The organism is Streptomyces sp. H27-D2, from assembly GCF_035828615.1.
GTDB lineage: Bacteria > Actinomycetota > Actinomycetes > Streptomycetales > Streptomycetaceae > Streptomyces.
In genome coordinates, this window is sequence record NZ_JAYMZR010000082.1 from 1 (window position 1) to 24,210 (window position 24,210).

Consider the following 24,210-nt stretch of genomic DNA (forward strand, 5'->3'; position numbering starts at 1 on the left):
CGGAACAGGCGAACCGCCCTGCCCAACGATCTACATGCTGGACACTGCCCCACCACCAGCCCGAGCAGCCTCACCCGCCATCACACCAGAGGCCCTGACCAGCCAGAATCAAGATGGCGGAGCTTCAGTCACGAGGTGCGGCGGACGGGACGGCAGTGAACGATGGGGGAATGGATCAGCAAGCGCGTGTGGTGGTTCACCCCCTGCTGGACGGTGACCGCCGGGTGACCGTGGACGGCGAACTCGTCGGGCGGGCCGTGCTACCCCAAGACCTGGTCGAGTTCCTGCGCCTGGCCGGTCTGGGCCCCGGCCAGGCATCGCTGCGCAATCCCGCTGCGGTGGAGTGGCGCGGGGACGGGCCCGATACCTGGGGCAACACGTAGCACCGCCGACTCGCAGGCCTGCGCGCCGGCGGTGCCAGCTTCTCCCTCATCCAGCGCCCAAGGTGCCCGTCAAGCGCTCGCCGTGCGCTTGCAGCACCCGCGCAAGGACGCCGGCCGCACCGGGCGCGAGCCCTCCGCCCGGTGCGGCCGGCACCCCGCGAAGACCACCCGCATCCAAAAAGCCGAGGCCCCGCCCTCCGACACGGACATCCGCACCTGGTGCGCGGCCTGCGACGCCGAGGACCAGGCGGACGACCTGATCGCCACCGCCCGCGCGGTCGACTCGATGTACCTGGAGTGGCGCCGGCTCCACCAGGGCGGCATGCGCAAAGCGCAAGAGGACTTCTACGCGCTGTACGAGCGGACCCGCATCTGCCGGACGTACGTCTCCAACGTGCCACCGGGGTGCCTGACACCACTGCGCGACTGGCAACCAGCCGGCGGCTCTCCTGAACAGGGCTCAGACGCGGTGCCGCATGGGCACCCAGTCGGCCAGGAGGATCGCTCGCTCGCCCGGCCGCGGTGCGCCGGCGTTGCGGATGGGCGCCACGTAGTGGCTGACCAGATCGTCAGCGATGGCGTACGACTCGAGCGGCTTGTGGAGCTCGAACTCGGCCAGGAGGTCGTGCGCCGGGACCTCCTGCGGCTGCTTGCCGCGGTGGGCGGGCGTGGCGATGACGTTGTTGCCGCCCTCCGCGTTGTCCCGGTAGATCATGTGGCAGAAGACGTAGGGCTCGCCGTCCTGGTGGAGCTCGTTGGGGGAGGAAACGGCCTGCCCCCCGTCGTCCGCGACGTGCAGCTTGATGAGGTGCACGCCCACGTACAGCGGCCAGACGGCGTCGTCCTGGCTCCAGCGGGTCTGCTCGAAGTCGAACCGGATCAGGTCCAGGAGCAGCGGGTTGTCGCAGATCTCCGGGCTGATGGCGGGCAGTTCCCGCACCACGCCGACATACTCGGGGTTGTTGTCGCCCTGGTAGTAGCCGTTCATGCCTTCGCGGGCCTGGCTCTCGGTCGCCGGCATCCAGAAGAACTCCTTCGACCACGGGAGGAAGACGCCCCGGGCATACCTGCGGTGCCGGCCGGAACCGGGTGCGTAGGGGTCGGAGGGGAGGTTGTCGTAAGAGGCTCGAAGCACTTGGTAATTCTCGTCCGCCTCGGTCAGGCCGAAATGGTCGGCCAGGTCCCAGCGGTCGTATCCGTTCTTCGAAAGCTCCGAAGGTGCCATGGTCATACTTCTGTCCCCCATAGGAAGCGACGGTTCCGCAGAGAACCCTCGTTGAATGAATGAATGAATGAATGAATGAATGAATGCGGTCGGTGGTGGATTCTGCTCAGCCGGTGGAGACCGGGAGCGCCCGCCCGGTCCGGAGCGGCCCCCGGAGCAGAAACAGCGCGCACAGCGCGTTTCCCAGGTAGAGCACCCACAGTGCGTCGCGGTCGCCGAGTGCCCCGCCCAGCGCCCCGCCCAGGAGGCTGCCGACGGGAAGCGTGCCGTACATGAGGAAACGGATGCTCGAGCTGACCCGGCCCAGCATCCCGGGCGGGCAGTACGACTGCCGGAAGCTGACGATGACCACGTTCCCGGCGACGATGCAGGCGGTGAGGCAGAACTCGCCGGCCAGGAAGGCGAGCAGGCCGAGACCGTCGCTGGTCAGCGGGATCAGCAGGCCGAAGGGGCCTCCGCAGAACGCGCACAGCAGTACCGCCCTGGCCGTGCCCGCGGTGCGGGCCAGCCAGGGGGAGAGCATGGCGCCCAGAACGCCGCCGATGCTCGCCGCCGCCACCAGCGCGCCGATGACGCCGCCGCTCAGCCCGACCGTGCGGCTCAGGAACACGATCTCCACGGACTGCGTACCGGCCAGGAACAGATTCATACCGGCGTCGCAGACCAGGATCGTCCGGAGGTACGGATCCCCCGCCAGGAACCTGATCCCCTCGCGGATCTCCCGGCCCAGGGCCCGCTCGCCCCGGGGGCTCTTGGCGACGGGGCTCTCGCGCGACCGGATTCTCGTCAGCAGCGCCGCCGACAGCAAGAAGGTCAGGCCGTCCGCGAGGAAGCCGACGACCGCGCCGCCGGCCTGTGCGAGTGCGCCCCCGGCGCCAGGGGCGACGACGTACGCCGCCGACTCGCTCATCTGGAGTTTCGCGTTGCCGTCGGTCAATTCGTCCGGCGGCAGCAAGGAGGGAATGTAGGCGCTGTAGGCGGCGACGAAGAACACATTGGCGGCGCCGGAGAGAACAGCGACAGCGAGAAGCTGGCCCACCGTCAGGACATCGAGCCAGGCCGCCGCCATGGTCCAGAAGAGCAGTGCCGCCGAGGCCATGTTGCAGCCGATCATCACGGGGCGGCGTCTCACCCGGTCGATCCAGGCCCCGGCCGGCAGGCCGATCACCAGCCATGGCACCCAGGCCGCCGCGTTCAGCAGGCCCATCGTGAACGAGTCCACGTTCAGGGTCGTCACCGCGATCAACGGGAGCATGACCTTGGTCGCCGCGCTGCCGGTCTGGCTGACCGACTCGCCCAGCCACAGCAGTCTGAAATCTCGGTGGCGCAAGGCACCGGTGGTCTGCCCGAGCATGTTCGTATCCCTCCTACCCTGCGAAGATGTAGCCGTCGTGCGGACGGAGGTGGCGCGAGCGCCTGAGATCGGCCTGTGCGAAGGTGCGCTGGAGCCAGCGGTCCCGGCCGTCGTAGCGGGGCCGGAACGCCGTCCGGCCGTGCAGCGTCACCCGGTTGTCGACGATCGCCAGGTCGCCGGAGCGCAGTTGTGCGGTGCGCGACACCTCGTGCAGGGCCGCCTTGAGGTCGGTGAGCACCGCGTTCGCCGTCGGAGTCAGGCCGTGTGTCGCCGCGAAGTCCACCCGTACGTCCGGATCGGCCGGGTCGCCGGTCAGCACCGCGTGGCGTGGGACCGGGCCGCCGCCGGAGCCGAAGGAGGGCGGCGGGTGAGTGCTGAACTCGCGCCGGGCCAGCACGTCCCGGGCCCGCCCGGACAGCAGTGGCAACGCCTCCCTGATCGACGCGGTCAGCAGCCCGGCCACGCGTTCGTGGTCCGGACGCAGGCACAGCAGCAGCACGAAGTCCGGACGGTGCTCATGGAAGGCGTTCTCGTTGTGCATCATCAGGGCCACTGACCCGGCGTTGCCCTGGAAGTCCTCCTGCCCCGGCACCGGCACGACGTCCTGGACCAGCGCTCCTGACTTCTCCGCCAGGAACGCCGCCGGATCGCCGAGGCCGCAGGCCGTCATCAGCAGCAGCGCGGCCGGGACGCTGGCGGCGCGCTGCACCGAGCCGCCCGCCGACGGGGTCTTCGGCAAGGTCACGTCATCCACCGGCAGGCCGCGTATCACCAGGGCGCCGCTCCGGCCGGAGTCCCGGCGGAATGCGCGGACGCGGCGGCGGAACGTTGCCGGCAGGTCCTCCCAGGCGGCGCGGGCGGTGACCACCCAGGCATCGGTGTCCACCTCTTCCGGCGCCGCTGCCAGACGGCGGGCGACGCGCCCGATGTCCGCCGCCTCTTCGTCCGTGAATGAGAGGACGGCATCTCCTGGTATCCGGTGCGCGGTGCGCGCGGCATTGAGCATTGTTCCTCCGAGTTCCATGATGGGTTTTCCTGCCGGTCGAGCGGGCGTCATATGTTTCGGGCACTCAGCATTCCGTCGATGATCGCGCCCATGACGGAGAGGGGATTCGCGCTCATCATGTCGCCGTGCGCGCATTCGACGTCGTAATTCTCGACCTGGCCCGTCACATAAGGCGCCCATGATTTCTGGGCGAATTCTCCGTCGGCCGCGTCGAGGGTGGCGGTGAAGAACACCGCGTCGCCCCGGTACCGCGGCGGGAGGTGACGGTTCGCCAGGGTGACGTTGGTGACGAAGGTCGCGCCCATGGCCGCGATCGTGTCTGTGCCGAGGCCGGCCAGGGGTCCGTCCCCGCCGCTCACCAACTCGACGAAATCGGCGATCCGCAGCGGGTCACCGGGCTTGCCGGGCGCCTCGTACCCGAGCGACACCAGGAGCTCGGCCAGCATCTCCGAGTCGTCGTGCGCGTCGTTGCCGTGGGAGTCGTCCCGCTCGGCGGGGTAGCCGTCCAGCAAGGCGAGCAACGCGACGTCCTCGCCCTGGTCCTGGAGGCGCGCCGCCATGGCGTGGGCGACGACCGCGCCGAACGACCAGCCGAGCAGGTGGTACGGCCCGGACGGCTGGACCGCGCGGATCCGGTCGGCGTAGTCCCTGGCCATGTCCTCGACGCTCTCCGGCTGCGCGGCCCGGGCGTTCAGCCCCCTGGCCTGCAGCGCGTAGATCGGGAGTTCCGGGTCGAGCCGGTCCCGCAGTCCCGAGTACACCCAGCCGATCCCGGCCCCCGGATGCACGCAGAACAGCGGGGCCCGCCGGTCACCGGTCCGCAGCGGGAGCAGGCACGGGAACGCGTCCTGGCCACCGGCCCCGGACTCCAGCCGTGCGGCCAGCCCGGCGACGGTGGGCGAGTGGAACAGATCCTGGATGCCGAGCGCCGCCCCGAGCGCCGCCCCGAGCGCCGTCCGCGCCCGGGAGACCAGTCGCACGGCCAGCAGCGAGTGCCCGCCCAGGTCGAAGAAACTGTCGTCGACACCGACTCGCTCCAGGCCGAGGATCTCGGCGAACAGGGCACACAGCTCGTCCTCGCGCGTGGTCCGGGGGCCACGGCCGGGCACGGCGGCCAGCGGCTCCGGGGCGGGCAGCGCCTTTCGGTCCAGCTTGCCGTTCTTCGTCACCGGCAGCCGGTCAAGCACCACGATCCTCGACGGCACCATGTATTCCGGCACCATCCGGGCGACCTGGGTACGAAGCGCGGCACTGTCGAGCTGCCGGCCCGCCGCCGGCACCGCGTACGCCACCAGCCGGCCGTCGTCGAGCACCAGGGCCGCCGCGCCCGCCACCCCGGGTCGCCCGGCGATCACCGACTCGATCTCACCGAGTTCCACCCGGAAGCCCCGGACTTTCACCTGGTCGTCGACCCGGGCGACGAAGTCCACCTGCCCGTCGGGCCGCCACCGCACCAGGTCTCCGGTCCGGTACATCCGCGCCCCGGCGGTTCCGAAGGGGTTGGCGACGAATCGCGTCGCGGTCAGCCCGGGCTGGTTCAGATAGCCGCGCGCCTGGAGCCCGCCGCCGATGTAGAGCTCGCCGGTCACCCCGGCCGGCACCGGCCGCAGCGCGGTGTCCAGCACGTACCACTGGGTGTTCCAGATCGGCCGCCCGATGGTGATGCCGCCGGTGGGCAGCTTGTCGCCGGGCTCGATACGGAACTCGCCGCAGCCCACCGTGGTCTCGGTCGGCCCGTACTCGTTGATCACGGTGACCCCGGGGTGCCGCGCCCGCCATTCGTCCAGCGCCGCTCCGAGCAGCAGCTCACCGCCCAGGACCAGTTGCCCGGAGGGCGCGTACTCGGGCGGCAGCACGCCGAACAGGGTGAGGTGCGACGGGGTGGCCTTGACGAACGTCGGCTGCCGGACAGCGGCCGGGGCGCTGTCGGTACCTGCTGCCGTGTCGTCGGTCAGCGAGACCAGGTGCACCTCGCCGCCCGAGGTCAGCGGTGCCCAGATGCCCGTCACGGTCAGGTCGAAGGCCACCGGCGAGTGGACGAGCGCCCGCCCGCGCACCGCCGGGTATGCCTGCCTGGCCCAGGCCAGGTAGAGGCTGAGCGAGCGGTGTTCGATGACCACGCCCTTGGGCTCGCCGGTCGATCCGGAGGTGTAGATGACGTAGGCGGGGCTACGGGGGTCCGGCGGGGCGATCCGGTCCGTCACGTTCTCGCTGACGTGCCCGCGCGCCACGGTGGCGGCGGCGGTATCCGGGCCGTCGAGGATCACCGTGACCGTCCCCGGTACGTCGTCGGGCAGGTGGTCCGCGAGGGCGCCCACGGTCAGCAGCAAGGCCGGTGAGGCGGCCCGCAGGACCCTGCCCAGTCGTTCGGACGGCTGCTCCGTGTCCAGCGGCAGATAGCAGGACCCGGCCTTGAGGACCGCGAGCAGCGCGACCACCAGTTCCGTCGAACGTGGCAGCGCGAGCGCCACCAACCGCTCAGGACCGGCCCCCAGCCGCAGCAGCCGACGGGCCAGCCGGTCGGCTCGCTCGTTCAACTCCCTGTAGGACAGGGCGAGATCCCCGCAGACCACCGCGACCGCGTCCGGCGTCCGGGCCGCGCACTGCTCGAACAGCTCCGGCACCGTCCGGTCGGGCACCTCGGTCTCGGTGTCGTTCCACTCGACGAGGATCTGACGGGTTTCCTCGGCCGAGAGCAGCTCAAGGGCGCCGCCGGACCGGGCCGGATCGGCTGCCACCTGCTCCAGCACCCGGAGCAGACCCGCGGCGATCCGGGCGGCGGTGGCGCGGTCGAAGAGATCGGTGGCGTACTCCAGCACGCCCTCCAGCCCGGCGGGGGCCCGGTCCGCATCCCGTCGGTCCGTCAGGTCCAGCCGGAGGTCGAACTTCGCCACGTCGAAGGCGACGGGCTCGTCGCGGACCACCAGACCCGCCAGTTGCAGGGTCTCGTCCTCGCCCTCCTGCAGTTGGAGCATGACTTGGAAGAGGGGGTGGCGGGCGAGTGAGCGGTCGGGGTTGAGTTCTTCCACCACTCGTTCGAACGGTACTTCTTGGTGTTCGTAGGCGGCGAGGTCGGCTTCCCGTACTCGTTCGAGTAGTTCTATGAAGGTCGGGTCGCCGGATACGTCGGTCCGTAGTACCAGTGTGTTGACGAAGAAGCCGACCAGGTCGTCCAGTGCTTCGTCCGAACGGCCGGCCACCGGTGTTCCCAGGGGAATGTCCGGTCCTGCGCCCAGACGGGACAGCAGTACTGCGAGACCTGCCTGTACGACCATGAACAGGGTGCATCCGCACCGGCGCGCCAGTTCCAGCAGGCGGCCGTGCAGAGCGGCGTCCAGCGTGACCGGCACCGCACCGCCCGCGTAGCTCGCCACCGCCGGGCGTGCGCGGTCGAACGGCAGCACCAACTCCCCGGGAACCCCCGCCAACACCTCCCGCCAAAAACCCACTTCCCCCGCGATGACACTTTCCGGATCATCCGGAGAGCCCAGCAACTCCCGCTGCCACACCGCATAGTCCGCGTACTGCACCGGCAGCGCCGGCCACTCCGGAGCCCGGCCCGCGCACCGCGCCCCGTACGCCGCTGCCAGGTCCCGCAGCAGCGGCTCCATCGACCACCCGTCGCACGCGATGTGGTGCAGCACCAGCCCCAGCACATGCTCCTCGTCGCCCACCGCGAACGCCGCGACGCGCAGCGGTGGCTGGGTGGCGAGGTCGAACTCCTGGCGGCCCATGGTTTCGAGGGCCCCCGCCGGTCCGGCCGGTCCGCAGGCGGTGACGCAGATCTCCACCACGGAGGCGCCCGGCGGCAGGACCAGCTGGTACGGCTCCCCGTCCCGCTCGGGGAACACGGTCCGCAGCACTTCGTGGCGGGCGGCGACATCGGTCAGCGCCGCCCCCAGCGCGTCCAGGTCGAGCGGTCCGTACAACCGCACGGCGACCGGGCAGTTGTAGTCAGCCCCCTGCCCCAACTGGCTCAGGAACCACAGGCGCCGCTGCGCGAACGACAGAGGCACGGCCGCCGGGCGGACCGCCGCCCGCAGGGCCGGGCGCGCCGCACGGGCAGCGGGGCTGAGCCCGGCGACGAGCCCGGCGACGGTGGGAGTCTGGAACAGTTCCCGGATCCCCAGCCCCACGCCCAGCGTGGACCGGACACGGGAGATCAGCCGGGTCGCGAGCAGGGAATGTCCGCCCAGGTCGAAGAAGTTGTCCTCGACCCCGACCCGCGGCAGACCCAGCACCTCGGCGAAGAGCCCGCACAGGATCTCCTCCTGCGGGCCGCGCGGCTGACCGAGGACCGGCGCCGCCCCCGCCGCGTAGTCGGGCCGGGGCAGGGCTGCCCGGTCCAGCTTCCCGTGCCGCGTCACCGGGAACGACTCCACCGCCATGAAGGCCGAAGGGACCATGTGATCCGGGAGCACCGAGGCCAGCTGCCGGCGCAACGCACCCGCATCGATGCCGCTCTCCGTGGCCGCCACCACATAGGCGACCAGCCGGTTGCCGCCAGGACCGTCGTCCCGCGCCGCCACCACGGCCTGCGCCACCCCGGGGCACCGGGCCAGCGCGGCTTCCACCTCGCCCAGCTCCACCCGGAATCCCCGGATCTTCACCTGGTCGTCGGCCCGGCCGATGAACTCCAGCCGCCCCTCACGGTCCCACCGGACCACGTCCCCCGTCGCGTACATCCGGGCACCGGGCACGAACGGGCAGGCGACGAAACGCTGCGCCGTCAGCCCCGGACGGTCCAGATAGCCGCGCGCCAGCCCGGCACCGGCTACATACAGCTCGCCCCGTACGCCAGGGGCCACCGGCCGCAGCCCGCTGTCCAGCACAAACGCCTGCGCGTTCGCGATCGGGCGGCCGACCAGCGGGCTGTCGCTGTCCGCCGTGTCCCACCACAGTGCGTCCAGCGTGCACTCGGTCGGACCGTAGAGGTTGTAGCAGAGCATGTCCTTCGCTTCGCGGAGCCGGCCCCACAGTGCGGCGCCCGCCGCCTCGCCCCCCAGCAGCAGTACGCGCGGCCGGCGGTCCGGATCGTCGAGCATGCCCTCCTCCACCAGCTGCTCCGCATACGTCGGCGTGACATCGAGGACGTCGATGCCCACGTCGGCGATGTGCCGCGTCATCGCCGCCGCGTCACGGCGTACCTCGTCACCGATGACATGCAGTTCATGACCGGCCACCATCCACAGCAACGCCTCCCAGGAGGTGTCGAAGGACAGCGCCGCGGTCAGGGCCACCCGAAGCCGCCGCCCGTCGCCGGACGCCTCGGCCCGGGCGATGACTCCGTCGCGGTGGAAGGCGTAGAGGTTGCGCATCGCCGCGTGGTCGGTCAGTACGCCCTTCGGCTCCCCGGTCGAGCCCGAGGTGTAGATGACGTACATCGCGCTTGCGGGGTGCACCTCCAGGCCGAGGTTCTGCGGGGATCCCCCGGCCGCCCCGGGGGCGGCGTCGTCCGTCAGGACCCGGGGGAGGTCTCCCAGCGGCAGCAGGGATGCGGTACGGCAGTCGGTGAGCACCAGGACGGGGTTCGCGTCGCGCAGCAGACGGGTGACGCGTTCCGCCGGATAGGAGATGTCGACGGGGACGAACGCCGCCCCGGCCTTGAGGACGGCCAGCATCGCCACCACGGAGTCCGCCGACCTGGGCAGCGCCAGGGCCACCACCCGCTCCGGTGCGGCACCCCGGTCCCGCAGCCGGCGGGCCAGCCGGTTGGCCCGGGCGTTCAGCTCGGCGTAGGTCAGCCCGGTGTCCTCGAAGACCACCGCCGTCTCCAGCGGTGTCCGCGCGGCCCGGTCCTCGAACAGCTCAGGGAGGGTCTGCCGCGGTGTGGGCAGTACGGTGTCGTTCCACTTCACCAGCACCCGGTGGTGCTCCTCGGCGGACAGCGGGTCCACCGCGCTCACCGGAGCCGACGGATCTGCCGCGAGCTGCTCCATCACGCGCGTCAGGGCGGCCGCGATGTCCTCGACCGTTTCCCGGTCGAACAGGTCCGTCGCGTACTCCAGCGAGCCGCCGATCCCCGCAGGCCGGCCGGTGGCGTCCCGTCGTTCCTGGAAGTCCACGGTCAGGTCGAACTTCGCGATGTCCCAGTCGACCGGCTGTTCGGCGCATTCGAGCCCCGGCAGGACTACGGCCGGTCCCTGGCCGATCTCCAGCGTCAGCATGACTTGGAAGAGGGGGTGGCGGGCGAGTGAGCGGTCGGGGTTGAGTTCTTCCACCACTCGTTCGAACGGTACTTCTTGGTGTTCGTAGGCGGCGAGGTCGGCTTCCCGTACTCGTTCGAGTAGTTCTATGAAGGTCGGGTCGCCGGATACGTCGGTCCGTAGTACCAGTGTGTTGACGAAGAAGCCGACCAGGTCGTCCAGTGCTTCGTCCGAACGGCCGGCCACCGGTGTTCCCAGGGGAATGTCCGGTCCTGCGCCCAGACGGGACAGCAGTACTGCGAGACCTGCCTGTACGACCATGAACAGGGTGCATCCGCACCGGCGCGCCAGTTCCAGCAGGCGGCCGTGCAGAGCGGCGTCCAGCGTGACCGGCACCGCACCGCCCGCGTAGCTCGCCACCGCCGGGCGTGCGCGGTCGAACGGCAGCACCAACTCCCCGGGAACCCCCGCCAACACCTCCCGCCAAAAACCCACTTCCCCCGCGATGACACTTTCCGGATCATCCGGAGAGCCCAGCAACTCCCGCTGCCACACCGCATAGTCCGCATAGCGCAGGGGAAGCGGCGTCCACTGCGGGGCCGTTCCCGCGCACCGGGCGTCGTACGCCTGCGCCAGGTCCCGCAGCAGCGGCGCCCACGACCCGCCGTCGCACGCGATGTGATGCACCACGAGGCCCAGCACGTGCTCGTCCTCGCCGACCGCGTACAGCACGGCACGCAGCGGTGGTTCGGCCGTCAGGTCGAAGACATGTCCGGCGGCCCCGGACAGGGCCCCGGCGAGTTCGCCCTCGCTGATCCCGGTGACCACCAGCTCCGGTGTCCCGGGCCCGGGGTCCAGCACCTGCTGCACCGGCTCGCCCCCGACCTCGGGGAACACGGTCCGCAGCAGCTCGTGCCGGTCGATCACGTCGGCCAGCGCTCCCGCCAGGGCGGCGCGGTCGAGGGTCCCGCGCAGCCGCACGGCCAACGGACAGTTGTATGCCGGGCCCGTCTCGACCATGCGGTTGAGAAACCACAGCCTGCGCTGGGCGAATGACACCGGGAACACAAGATCTCCTCAAGGCTGTGTGCGCATGCGGCGCTGATGTTCGGACGACGATCAGACGGAGGAACGGCGCAGCGCGGGACGCGCTCGCGGGGCCTCGTTCAACCGGCCCGCCCGGAGGGCAACCGCCTCCGGTGTCCTCTCCACCTGTGCCTCGAAGGCCGTCTGGACGGCGTCGTGCCGGAGCGTCGCGGGCGGTGCGGCGTCGGTGAGGGGGCCGCCGAGCAGTTGTACGCGTTCCGCCGGGGTGAGGACGTCCAGGCGCGAGAGGGGGCGGCGGGGGCTGTCGGCTGCCTCCTCGAGGACGCGGCGCAGCCGTGCGGCGAGGGCGTCGACCGTGGTCCGGTCGAAGAGGCCGGTGCTGTACTTGATCACTGCCCGGAGGCCGTCCTGGCACTCGGTGAAGCGGAAGGCGAGGTCGAATTCCGTCACCGGGAAGTCGACCTCGGTGGTGCGGCTGTCCCGCCCGGTCAGCTCCAGTGCGGGACCCGTTCCGCGTTCCAGCGTGTACATGACCTGGAACAGCGGATGGCGGGCCGGCGACCGCAGGGGGTTGAGCTCCTCGACCACCCTCTCGAAGGGCACGTCCTGGTGTTCGTACGCGGCGAGGTCCGTTTCCCGGACGCGGGACAGCAGTTGCGCGAAGTTCGGATCGCCGGAGAGGTCGGTGCGCAGGACCAAGGTGTTGACGAAGAAGCCGACGAGGTCGTCCAGCGCCTCGTCCGCCCGGCCTGCCACCGGTGTGCCCACGGGGATGTCCGTACCGGCGCCGAAGTGCGACAGCAGCACTGCCAGACCCGCCTGCAGCGCCATGAACAGCGTGCAGCCGCTCTCCCGTGCCAACTCCATCAGCCGGGCGTGCAGTGCGCCGTCCAGTTCCACCGGAACCGAGCCGCCCGCATAGCTAGCCCTGGATTTCGCACGTGCATCGCTGGAGGGGCTGAGTGTCGCTCCTTCGGTGCTTGAGGTGATCGATCTGGTGACGAACATCCCGCCAAACCGCTCGGAAACGCCAGATATCCGGGCAGCAAATCGGCGCATGCGAAATCCAGGGCTAGCGACGGCCGGGCGGGGCCGGTCGAATGGCAAGGCGAGTTCCGCGGGGATGCCGGCGAGTTCTTCCTGCCAGAAGCCGAGCTGCTGGGACAGCAGACTCCCCGGGTCGTCCTCCGTGCCGAGGAGCTCGCGCTGCCACAGGGTGTAGTCGATGTAGCGGACCGGCAGCGGTTCCCACTGTGGGGACCGGCCGGTGTGCCTGGTCTCGTAGGCCGTGGCGAGGTCGCGCAGCAGAGGTTCCGTCGACCAGCCGTCGGTGGCGATGTGGTGGATGACAAGGGACAGCACGTGCTCTTCGGAGGAGATGCTGAAGAGCTCGGCCCGTACGGGGAGTTCGACGGTGAGGTCGAAGGCGTGCCCGGCTGCCTCGGCGAGTGCGCCGGCCAGCCGCTCCTCCGTCGTCCGCACGGTCTCCAGCCGCGGGCACCGGTCGAGGACCCGCTGCACCGGCTCGCCGTCGGACTCGGGGAACACCGTCCGCAGCAGCTCGTGGCGGCCGGCCACGTCGTCCAGCGCGGCAGCGAGGGCGGTACGGTCCAGCGGGCCGCGCAGCCGGAACGCCATGGGGGAGTTGTAGGCGGCGCCCGTCTCCACCATCCGGTTGAGGAACCACAGCCGACGCTGGGCGAAGGACACAGGGAACACAGGATCTCCTAGAGGTGCGCGTACTCGACGTCGGGGTCAGACGGACGAGCGGCGCAGCGCGGGGCGCGCCTTCGGGGCAGCGGTCAGGCGGGCGGCGACACCGGCCGGGGTGGGGTTCTCGAACACCTGGCGGATGCGCAGCTCCAAGCCGAGCTCCGCCCGGACCCGGCTGATGAGCCTGGTCACTTGCAGGGAGTGCCCGCCGAGGGCGAAGAAGTTGTCGTCGGGGGCGACGGATCCGACCTTGAGGACCTCGGCGAAGAGCGCGCACAGTGCTTGCTCCGTCGCGCCTTCACCAGTCCCTTCCGGCTGTGGCTCGGGTGACGTCGGGAGAGCCTCGTCGGTGACACGGGCAGCCGTGCGCGGGGACGGCAGTCCGTCGAGCGTGCTGAGCGGCCGGGCGGGTTCGGCGGCGACGCGACCAAAGAGCGTTTCGAGGTCCGTGGCCAGCTGCCGCGCGGTCTCCCGGGCGAACAAGGCGGTGGCGTAGGTCAGTTCGCCGTGCAGGCCGTCCGGTGTTCCGTCGCTGCCGTGACGTTCGGCCATGTCGAGGGTGAGGTCGAACTTGGCGACGTCGAAGGCGACCGGCTGGGAAGTGGCGGTCAGCCCGGGCAGGGTGAGGGTGTCGTCGGTGCCGTTCTGGAGTTGGAGCATGACCTGGAAGAGGGGGTGGCGGGTGGGGGAGCGGTCGGGGTTGAGGGCTTCGACGACGCGTTCGAAGGGCACGTCTTGGTGTTCGTATGCGGCGAGGTCGGTTTCGCGGACGCGGGCCAGCAGTTCCACGAAGTTGGGGTCGCCGGAGAGGTCGGTGCGCAGGACGAGGGTGTTGATGAAGAAGCCGACGAGGTCGTCGAGTGCTTCGTCCGTCCGGCCTGCGACCGGTGTGCCGATGGGGATGTCGGTACCGGTGCCGAGGCGGGACAGGAGTACGGCGAGGCCTGCTTGCAGCACCATGAACAGGGTGCAGCCGTTCTCCCTTGCCAACCCCGTCAGCCGGGCATGCAAGGCAGAGTCCAGCGCTACCGGAACCGAACTTCCCGCATAGCTCGCGACGGCCGGGCGGGGGTGGTCGAAGGGGAGCGCAAGTTCTGCGGGCGCGTCTACCAGTGTCTTCTGCCAGAAGCTCAGTTGGTGGTTGAGCAGGCTGTCCGGGTCGTCCTCCGTGCCCAGGAGTTCGCGCTGCCACAGGGTGTAGTCCACGTACTGCACCGGCAACGGCGCCCATGCGGGGGCGTTCCCCTGCGCGCGGTCCGCGTACGCCCGCGCCAGGTCCCGCAGGAGGGGTTCCATCGACCAGCCGTCGGAAGCGATGTGATGCAGCACCAGGAGCAGGATGTGCTCGTCCTCACCCAGCCGGAACAGCCGTACCTGAAGGGGGATTTCGAACGTCAGGTCGAAACGGTGGGCGACTGTCGCTGCCACGGACCCGCTCAGCTCCGCCTCGCTGACGTCCTCGATGACGAGGCGGGGGCGGGCCTGGTCCGGGGGCAGGACGCGAAGGGCCGGGTGGCCGTCCGCCTCGGGGAACAGGGTGCGCAGCACCTCGTGCCGTGCGACGACATCGCTCAGGGCCGCGGCGAGGGCGGTGTGGTCCGGGGCGCCGTGGAGCCGCACGGCGAAGGGCATGTTGTAGTTGGCGGCCTTCTCCTCGGCCTGGTGGATGAACCACAGGCGGTGCTGGGCGAAGGACAGCGGCGGGTGGTCGGGGCGCTGCCGCCGCAGGAGCGGCAGGCCGGCACGGTCGGCGGCCTTCGTCAGTTCGGCGAGCGCGGCGGGCGTCTGCGCCTGGAACAGGTCGCGCAGGCCCACCTCGACTCCGAGTGCCGTCCGGGCGCGGGAGATGAGGCGGGTGGCGAGGAGGGAGTGTCCGCCGAGGTCGAAGAAGCTGTCGTCGACACCCACTTCGGGTATGCCGAGCACTGCGGCGAAGAGTCCGGTGAGGATCTCTTCCTGTGGTGTGCGTGGTGCGCGCGATGCGGTTGTTGCTGTGTGGTCGGGGCGTGGGAGTGCTGCCCGGTCCAGCTTGCCGTTCGGTGTTACCGGGAGTGTCTCCAGGATGACGAAGGCGGACGGCACCATGTGGGCCAGCAGCGTGGACGCCAGCCGCCTGCGCAGTGCCGTCGCCTCCAACTCGTGGCCCGCCACCGGCACGGTGTACGCCACGAGCCGTTCGCCACCCGGGCCGTCTTCTCTGACGGATACTGCTGCCTGTGCCACTTCCGGTATCCGTGACAAGGCGGCTTCTATCTCGCCGAGTTCGATGCGGAAGCCGCGGATCTTGACTTGGTCGTCGGCTCGGCCGATGAATTCCAGGGCGCCGCCGTGTCCCCATCGGACGAGGTCGCCCGTACGGTACATGCGCTCGCCGGCCGCGAAGGGGCAGGCCACGAAGCGCTGTGCCGTCAACGCCGGGCGGTTGAGGTAGCCGCGGGCCAGTTGAACGCCGCTTACGTAGAGTTCGCCTTCGACGCCGGGGGCCACTGGTCGCAGCGCCGCGTCGAGGACGTAGACGCGGGTGTTGGCGAGCGGCAGACCGATCAGGGGTCGTTCGCTGTTCGCGGCGTCCCACCACAGGGCGTCGATCGTGCACTCGGTCGGGCCGTAGATGTTGTAGCAGAGCATGTCGTCCGCTTCCCTGACTCGTGTCCACAGAGCGGAGCCGGCCGCTTCGCCACCGACCTGGAGCACCCGGGGCCGGTGGCGTGCGTCGGCCAGCATGCCCTCCTCGATGAGCTGTTCGGCGTAGGTGGGTGTGACGTCGAGGACGTCGATGCCGGTCTCGGCGATGTGCCGCGTCATGGCGCCCGCGTCGCGGCGGATGTCATCGGCGATGACGTGCAGTTCATGGCCTGCGACCATCCACAGGAGCCCCTCCCAGGAGGTGTCGAAGGACAGAGAAGCCGTCAGCGCCACCCGCATCCGGCGGTCGCCGTGGGACTCCTCGGCTCGGGCGATGATGCCGGCGCGGTGGTGCGTGTAGAGGTTGCGCAGGCCCGCGTGGTCGATGACCACGCCCTTGGGACGGCCGGTGGAGCCGGAGGTGTAGATGATGTACGCCGCGTTGCCCGGCAGTACCTCGCGACCGAGGTTGCCGGCCGGCTGTTGCGCGGTCGCCGGATCGTCCGTGAGTACGTGGTGTGCGCCGGGGGCGGGCGGCAGGGCGGCGACCGTGGCGGAGTCGGTGACGACGAGGGCCGGTGCCGCGTCCTGCAGGAGCAGGGCGATGCGCTCCGCCGGGTACTCCAGATCGACGGGGACGGACGGCGCGCCCGCCTTAAGGACTGCGAGGAGTGCCACGATCGATTCGGCGGACCTCGGCAACGCCAGCGCGATGACGCTCTCCGGCCCGGCACCGCGCTCGGCCAGTGCGTGGGCCAGGCGGTTGGCCTTCGCGTTGAGCTCGGCGAAGGTCAGCGCGGCGCTCTCGTGGACGACCGCCGTGGCATCGGGAGTGCGCGCCGCCTGGGCCTCGAACAGCTGCGGAAGCGTCGCTTCGGGGGTGGGCAGTGTGACGTCGTTCCAGTGGACCAGGATCCGCTCGCGGTCCTCGGCGGACAGCGGTTCCGCCTCGCTGACGGGGCGGCGCGGGTCGGCGGCCAGTTGTTCCAGCACCCGGACGAGGCTCGCCGCCATGTTCCCGGCGGTCTCCGTGTCGAAGAGGTCCGTCGCGTATTCGAGTGCGCCACTGACCCCGGCGGGCGCGCCTTCGGCGGTGCGGTGTTCCTGGAAGTCCACGGTCAGGTCGAACTTCGTGGTGTCCCAGCTGACCGGCCGTTCCTCGGCCCCGACGCCGGGCAGGTTCAGGGTCGTGCCGGGGCCGCTCTCCAGGGTCATCATGACCTGGAAGAGGGGGTGGCGGGTGGGGGAGCGGTCGGGGTTGAGGGCTTCGACGACGCGTTCGAAGGGCACGTCTTGGTGTTCGTATGCGGCGAGGTCGGTTTCGCGGACGCGGGCCAGCAGTTCCACGAAGTCGGGGTCGCCGGAGAGGTCGGTGCGCAGGACGAGGGTGTTGATGAAGAAGCCGACGAGGTCGTCGAGTGCTTCGTCCGTCCGGCCTGCGACCGGTGTGCCGATGGGGATGTCGGTACCGGTGCCGAGGCGGGACAGGAGTACGGCGAGGCCTGCTTGCAGCACCATGAACAGGGTGCAGCCGTTCTCCCTTGCCAACCCCGTCAGCCGGGCATGCAAGGCAGAGTCCAGCGCTACCGGAACCGAACTTCCCGCATAGCTCGCGACGGCCGGGCGGGGGTGGTCGAAGGGGAGCGCCAGCTCCGCCGGTGCACCCGCCAGCGCTTTTCGCCAGAAGCCCAGTTGGCGGCTCAGTATGCTGTCCGGGTCGTCCTCCGTGCCGAGGAGCTCGCGCTGCCACAGGGTGTAGTCGATGTAGCGGACCGGCAGCGGTTCCCACTGTGGGGACCGGCCGGTGTGCCTGGCCTCGTAGGCCGTGGCGAGGTCGCGCAGCAGAGGTTCCCACGACCAGCCGTCGGTGGCGATGTGGTGGATGGCCAGGACCAGGTGGTGCTCGTCCGGGCCCGCTGTGAGCAGGGTGGCCCGGAAGGGGACTTCGACGGCCAGGTCGAAGGCACGCGTTGCGGCGGAGGCGGCCGCGCTGGCGAGGTCCGGCTCGGGGCGATCGATGACGATGAGGCCGACACCGGTCGCGTCCGCGGGCAGCACCGTCTGGCGGGGCGCGCCGGCGGACTCGGGATAGACCGTGCGCAGCGTTTCGTGGCGCGTGACGATGTCGCCGAGCGCGGCGCGCAGGGCGTCCACGTCGATCCGTCCGCGCAGTCTGGTCTCCCTCATGCAGTGGTAGTCCGGGGTGTGGCCTTCGAGGCGGTTGAGGAACCACAGCCGGAGCTGGGCGAAGGACAGGGGCAGCTCCTCGGGCAGGGGCATGGGGCGCAGCGGGGGCCGCGCCTGCCGTGCGCTGCCGGCCCGTGCGGCGAGTCCCGCGACCGTGGGGTCGGCGAACACCTCGCGGATGCCGAGCTCGACGCCGAAGGCCCTGCGGGCTTGGGTGACGAGTCGCATGGCGAGGAGGGAGTTGCCGCCCAGGGCGAAGAAGTCGTCCTCGGCGCCCACCTCGGGCAGGCCCAGCACGCCGGCGAAGAGACCCGCGAGGATCTCCTCCCGTCCGGGGCGGGGCCTGCGGCCGCCGCGCGCGGCGCCGTGGTCGGGGACGGGCAGGGCCTTGCGGTCCAGCTTGCCGTTGGCGGTCACCGGAAGGGCGGCCATGACGACCACGGCGGACGGCACCATGTGCTCCGGCAGGACCTCGGCCAGTTCCTTCCTCAGCCGGGCGGGCCGGAGTTCGGCGCCGGGGGCGGGCACCACATAGGCGACCAGGCGCCGGTCGCCGGGCCGGTCCTCGCGGACGACGACGGCGGCCCGGGCGACGCCGGTGCAGCGGACGGCCGCGGTCTCCACCTCGCCGAGTTCGATGCGGAATCCCCGGATCTTCACCTGGTCGTCCGCGCGGCCGAAGAATTCCAGGATGCCGTGGCCGGTCCAGCGTACGAGGTCGCCGGTCCGGTACATGCGGGCGCCGGGTTCGAACGGGCAGGCGACGAACCGCTCCGCGGTCAGGGCCGGCCGGCCGACGTAGCCGCGGGCCAGCTGGACGCCGGTCACGTAGAGCTCGCCGGTGGTGCCGGGGGCCACCGGTCGCAGCTGGCCGTCGAGGACGTAGGCGTGGGTATTGGCGGCGGGGCGGCCGATGGGGACGGTGGTCGCCGCCGGGTCGGGGCGGCAGGGCCACAGGGTCACGTCGACGGAGGCCTCCGTGGGCCCGTAAAGGTTGTGGAGCTCCACTCCGTCGAGGGTGTCGAAGAACGCTGCCTGGGTCTCGGGCGGGAGTGCCTCGCCGCTGCACACGACCCGGCGGAGCGTGCTCGCGGTGGCGCGGGCGGCCGGTTCCTGGAGGAAGGCGCTGAGCATCGAGGGGACGAAGTGGGCGGTGGTGACGGATTCCCGGGTGATGAGACCGGCGAGGTAGGCGGGGTCCTTGTGGCCGTCCGGCTCGGCGACGACGAGCGCGGCACCGGTGATCAGGGGCCAGAAGAACTCCCACACCGACACGTCGAAGCCGCTCGGTGTCTTCTGGAGGACGCGGTCGTCGGCGGTGAGGGCGTACTCCTCCTGCATCCACAGCAGCCGGTTGACGATGGCCGCGTGCGGAACCAGAACGCCCTTGGGGCGGCCGGTCGACCCGGAGGTGAAGATCATGTAGGCCGGGTGGTCCGGGGTGAGCGGGGTACGCCGTGGGGGGACGGCCGGAGCGGTGGACGACGGCCCGTCGAGGACGAGTCTCGGGACCGGGCCCGGCGGCAGGCTCCGCCCCACGTCGCCGGTGGTGATCAGCAGGGCCGGTGCCGCGTCGGCCAGTATGCCCTCGATCCGCTGCGCGGGCTGGCCCTGGTCGATCGGCAGATAGGCGGCGCCTGCCTTGATCACCCCGTACAGGGCCACGACGAGGTCGGCCGAACGCGGCACAGCTACTGCCACGACGTCCTCGGGGCCGATGCCCCGTGCGGTCAGCAGCCCGGCCAGGCGGGTCGCCCGGGCGTCCAGGGCGGCGTAGCTGAGGCGTTCGTCCTCGAAGACCACGGCGGTCGCGTCCGGGGTCCGGGCGACCTGGGCCTCGAACAGCTTCGGCAGGGTGGTGCGGGGCAGTGGCCGCGCGGTGTCGTTCCACGCCCACAGGACGCGGTCGCGCTCGTCCCCGTCGAGAGGGTCGAGCTCTCCGAGGGTGCGGCCGGGGTCGACGGCCCACTGCTCCAGGAGCCGTGCGAGCCGGGTGGCGAGCCGCTCCACCTGTGCCCGGTCGATGAGCTCGCCGCGGTAGTTCAGGCGCACCTCGAGCCGGGCTCCCGGTTCGACGACCAGGGTGAGCGGGAAGTGCGTCGGAGTGTCCCGGAACCTGATGGACACGTCGAGGTCCCGGCCTGGCAGGGCGGGGGAGGCGTTCACCGGAAAGTTGTCGATGACCACGTTGGTGTCGAACAGCGGCCCCTGGAGGCCGGCGGTGCGCTGGATGTCGGTCAGGGACCGGTGATCGTGCTCCAGGAGCCCCATGCGCTGGTCCTGGAGCTGCTCGCCCAGGGCGCGCAGGGAGAGGCCGGGAGCGAGCCGGGCGCGGACCGGAACGGTGTTGATGAGCAGGCCCACCATGGTGTCGGCCCCGGGGAGTTCGGGGCTCCGCCCGCTGACGGTGCAACCGAACACCACATCGTCGCGGCCGGTGACCTCGCCGAGCACCACCGCCCAGGATGCCTGGAAGACGTTGCTGAGCAGCACCCCGGACCGGCGGGCCCGCTCCACGAGGGCCGTGCCGGTGGCTTCGGCGAGCCGCACGACGATGTTTTCGGCCGTCGTCCCCGCCGGGTGCGTCGCGGCTCGGCCCGGCGGGGCGATGAGTGTGGGGTCCTGAAGCCCGGCCAGTGTCGTGCGCCAGGCGTGTTCGGCCGCCGGCCGGTCCCGTCCGGCCAGCCAGAGCAGGTGGTCGCGGTAGGGGCGGGCCGGGGGCAGGAGGGACACCTCCACCCGCGGTGCGGGCCCGGAAGACTCCTGCGCGTACAGGGCGAACAGCTCGTCGAAGAGGATGGTGAACGACCAGCCGTCCACCACGATGTGATGAGCCGTCAGGATGAGCCGGTGGTGCCGGGGAGCCAAGGTGATCAGGGTGTGGCGCAGCAGGGGCGGCTTGCCGAGGTGCACGCCGAGCGCCCGGTCCTGGTCCGCCAGTTCATCGGCCCGCGTCTCGGCGGGTCCGGAGCCGAGCTGCCGCAGGTCGATCTCGTGCCAGCTCACGGGGACGTCCCGGTGGACGACCTGGACCGGCTCACCGGTCTTGCGGTGGGTGAATCCGGTTCGCAGTGCGGGATGGCGGGCCATCAGGGCGGCGGCCGACGCCTTCAGCCGCGCCGCGTCGAGTTCGCCGTGCAACTCGACGACGTACTGGTCGATGTAGAGGCCGCGCTCCTCGTGGTCGAGCCGTGTGTGGAACAACAGCCCTTCCTGGAGCGGAGTCAGCGGCAGGATGTCCTCGATCTCCGGCTGCTTCACGCCCACGTCCCACCTTCGATGCCGCGCACGATCTCGTCGAACTCGTCCTGGTCGATCACCGGCAAGGCCCCCTCGCCCGGTCCGGGGTCCTGTGCGCTGGGTGATCCGGCGATCTTGGCGAGGGCCTCGACCGTGCGGTGCAGGAAGATCTCTTGAGGGGTGATCACCAGGCCGGACTCGCGTGCCCTGGAGGCCAGTTGAATGGAGATGATGCTGTCCCCGCCGAGCTCCACGAACGAGTCGTCGACGCCGACCGAGGCGAGGCCGAGCACCTCGGCGAAGACCGCGCACAGCAGCTGCTCCCGCGGAGTGCTCGGCCCGCGGCCCGGGGTACCCGCGCGGAGGTCCGGGGCAGGCAGGGCCTTACGGTCGAGCTTCCCGTTCGGGGTGAGCGGCAGTGATTCCAGCGGTACGAAGGCGGCGGGGACCATGTGTTCCGGCAGCCGTTCGCGCAGGTGCTCACGGAGCGCGGAGACCAGCGAGCCCACCCGGCGGGAGCCGACCGGGTCGTTGGCGTACGCGGCGAGCGGCACACCGCCCGGTGCGGTGCGGCGGTAGGCGGGCACCGGATCGGCCACCGCGTCCGTGCGGCCCGAGGCGCCCGCGTCGACGAACAACGCCTCCATGGCACCGGTGTGAGCGGCGGCCCCGCAGGTGACGGCGGTCCGGTATCCGAGCCGCTCGCCCAGCTGGTACAGCTCCTCGGCGTCCACGCCGTCGAGCGGCCCCTGGCCGCGCAGTACGGCCAGTACGGCTTCGGAGTCCTCGCCGGCGTCCAGCATGCGCAGCGCGGCCAGTTCACCGGCGAGGCCGAGGTGCGGCACCCCGGTCACCCGCAGCGCGGCCGGACGGCGGGAGCCGAGGAACGCGGCCACCTCCGCGACGGACGCGAGCTCGCCGCCCCAGCGCAGTACGGTCTCCTCGGCTGGGACGAGCGGTGCCCGGGGGCGCTTGTGCAGGACCGCGTCATAGCGATGGCGGGAGAGCTCGTTGTGGTAAAGGCCCCGCTTGAGCTGGATGTCGACGGCCGCCACCTCGTCCGAGCCCTCGCCGAACGCCGCGAAGAAGTCTGGGTCGACCAGAAGCTCCTTCTCCATGACCAGGGCCTGTTCGACCGCCCGGCGCACCGCGTCCAGACCCGTGTCACCGCCACGCCGGTGCAACTCGACGGCGGTCATGAGGCAGCGGTGCAGCCGCAGATTGCGGACGTCCCCGACGAAGAGCCGGCCCCCGGGGGCGAGCAGCCCGATCGCCCGCTCGATGACCTCCACGAGGTAGTCGGCGTTCGGGAAGTGCTGAAGAACCGAGTTGAGGATGATGGTGTCGAAGTAGTCCTCCGGCAGACCGTCGACCACATGGGCCGCCTGGGCCCGCAGTTCGACCTTCCCCGCCAGATGCGGCTGTCCGGCGAGACCCTCTCGAAGTCCGTCGATGACCTCCACGGAGAAGTCGGTGCCCCAGTACGCCTCACAATGCGGCGCCAGATGGGCCAGGATGAGGCCGTTGCCGACTCCGAGCTCCAGAACCCGACGCGGTCCGAGCGAACGAACGCGGTCCAGGATGTAGCCCCGCCAGACGCGCATCTGTTCCAGCGGGATGGGGGTGCCGTCGTAGACGCTGGTCCATACGGCGAAGTTCTCGCCGAACTCGCCCGCAGTCGCTTCGTCTCGGTAGACGTCCTCGTAGACGCTCAACCACTCCTGGACTTGCCGGAGTTCACTCGCCTCGTCGCGCTCGGCTCGCCCGGTGGGCACGACATAGGCGACCAGGCGCGGCTCGCCAGGGGTATCCTCGCGGGCCACCACGGCGGCCTGCGCGACATGGTCGTGCTCGGCCAGGACGGCCTCGATCTCCCCGGGCTCGATCCGGTGACCGCGCACCTTCACCTGCTGGTCGCTGCGCCCCAAGTACTCCAGTTCACCGTCCGTCCCCCAGCGCGCGAGGTCGCCGGTCCGGTACATCCGGCTGCCGGGCCCGCCGAACGGGTCGGCGACGAAGCGCTCGGCCGTCATTCCCGGCCGGCCCAGATAGCCGCGGGCCAGACCGGCCCCGGAGACGTAGAGCTCGCCGGGGACCTGGGCAGCGACCGGGCGCAGGGCCTTGTCCAGGACGTGGACGAGGGTGCCGCGCAGCGGACGGCCGATGGCCGGGCTTCCGAGCCGGTCGCCGAGACGCGCCGCCGTGGACCAGATCGTCGTCTCGGTCGGACCGTACAGGTTGGTCACCTCGCTGCCGGTCGTGGCCATCGTCGCGGCCAGGTCGGGAGGCAGTGCCTCACCGCCGACGAGCATCCGGAGCCCGCGCAGCGCCTTCGGAGCGTGGGTCAGCAGGAGACGCCACAACGACGGGGTCGCCTGGAGGACGGTGCCTCCGGCCGAGGTCACCAGGCCGGCGAGCGCCGCCGGGTCGCGTACCACGTCCCGGTCGGCCAGCACCACGGCGGCGCCGGAGACCAGAGGCAGGAAGATCTCCAGGGCCGCGATGTCGAACGACAGGGTCGTCACCGCGACCAGCCGGTCCTCGGACGTCAGAGGGAACCGGGTGGACATGTCGGTGAGGAAGGCGTCCAGCGCGGAGACAGGGACGACGACGCCCTTGGGCAGGCCGGTGGAGCCCGAGGTGTGGATGACGTACGCGGGGTGCCTGGGGTCGCACGGCAACCGGAGATCCGCCGCGGCCGGGTCGGAGCTCGGACGGTCCGCGAGCAGGAGCCGGCACTCCGGGCCGTCCAGGACGATCCTGCGGGGGCCGTCCTCGGCGGTCGGCAGGGCACCCGCCGCCGCACGGGTGGTCAGCACCAGGTGAGGGGCGGCGTCGGCCAGCGTGAAGGCGATCCGGGCGGCCGGGTGTTCCGGGTCGACCGGCATGTAGGCCGCTCCGGTCTTCCGCACGGCCAGGAGCGCCGCCACCATGTCCACGGAGCGCGGAACGGCCACGGCCACGAACCGCTCCGGTGCGGCGCCGTGCTTGACGAGCAGACGGGCCAGCCGGTTGACCCGGGTGTTGAGCTCCTCGTAGGTCAGCTCGACGTCTCCGGCCACGACCGCAGTGGCGCTCGGGGTGCGGGCAGCCTGACGCTGGAACGCCTCGACGAGGCGAATGCCGTTTGGGGCCGGGTCGCGGCCGACTTCGTGGTGTGTGGGGCGGTCGGCGCCGTCGCCGTCGTGCTGGTCGATGGGCATGTCACATCACTTTCTGGAGCAGGCCGGTCGGCCGGAGGGTCGAGGCTCGGCGGGCGGCATCGGTCAGCCCCTGGATCGGGG

Annotated in this window: 7 protein-coding genes and 2 pseudogenes; 2 read left to right on the plus strand and 7 right to left on the minus strand. The window is 71.1% G+C overall.

Translation table 11 applies throughout. The features are described from left to right. The first annotated feature begins 188 nt into the window (after positions 1-188). Both QMK28_RS26040 and QMK28_RS26045 read left to right on the plus strand, forming a co-directional pair. Positions 189-383 carry a hypothetical protein gene (locus QMK28_RS26040; RefSeq protein WP_326442031.1) on the plus strand — a complete coding sequence of 65 codons (195 nt, stop codon included), beginning with the start codon at positions 189-191 and terminating at the stop codon, positions 381-383. A 31-nt stretch (positions 384-414) separates the two neighbouring features. Next, positions 415-789 (plus strand): annotated as a pseudogene (locus QMK28_RS26045) (transcriptional regulator); the annotation flags it as partial. Positions 790-843: 54 nt separating this feature from the next. On the opposite strand, the gene QMK28_RS26050 reads toward QMK28_RS26045, so the two are convergent. The 7 genes and pseudogenes from QMK28_RS26050 to QMK28_RS26080 all read right to left on the minus strand — a co-directional run bounded on the left by QMK28_RS26050 (position 844) and on the right by QMK28_RS26080 (position 24,129). Then, positions 844-1,608: a 2OG-Fe dioxygenase family protein gene (locus QMK28_RS26050; protein ID WP_326442032.1), complete on the minus strand. Its 765-nt coding sequence runs from the start codon at positions 1,606-1,608 to the stop codon at positions 844-846. A 106-nt stretch (positions 1,609-1,714) separates the two neighbouring features. Beyond that, the gene (locus tag QMK28_RS26055; protein WP_326442033.1) at positions 1,715-2,962 is read right to left on the minus strand and encodes an MFS transporter; all 1,248 of its coding nucleotides are present in this window, start codon (positions 2,960-2,962) and stop codon (positions 1,715-1,717) included. A gap of 13 nt (positions 2,963-2,975) precedes the next feature. Next, on the minus strand, positions 2,976-3,986 hold the full coding sequence (locus QMK28_RS26060) for a TauD/TfdA family dioxygenase (protein WP_326442034.1): 1,011 nt from the start codon (positions 3,984-3,986) through the stop codon (positions 2,976-2,978). Positions 3,987-4,015: 29 nt separating this feature from the next. Next, positions 4,016-11,182: pseudogene (locus tag QMK28_RS26065) on the minus strand (amino acid adenylation domain-containing protein); the annotation flags it as partial. Between the two features lie 51 nt (positions 11,183-11,233). Beyond that, a complete protein-coding gene (locus QMK28_RS26070) occupies positions 11,234-12,880 on the minus strand; it encodes a condensation domain-containing protein (protein WP_326442036.1) in 1,647 nt (548 codons plus the stop codon). A gap of 36 nt (positions 12,881-12,916) precedes the next feature. Further along, the gene (locus QMK28_RS26075) at positions 12,917-20,947 is read right to left on the minus strand and encodes a non-ribosomal peptide synthetase (RefSeq protein WP_326442037.1); all 8,031 of its coding nucleotides are present in this window, start codon (positions 20,945-20,947) and stop codon (positions 12,917-12,919) included. Further along, positions 20,944-24,129, minus strand: coding sequence for a non-ribosomal peptide synthetase (locus QMK28_RS26080; protein ID WP_326442038.1), 3,186 nt, complete (start codon positions 24,127-24,129; stop codon positions 20,944-20,946). The genes QMK28_RS26075 and QMK28_RS26080 overlap by 4 nt, the downstream gene beginning before the upstream one ends. Positions 24,130-24,210 lie beyond the last annotated feature (81 nt).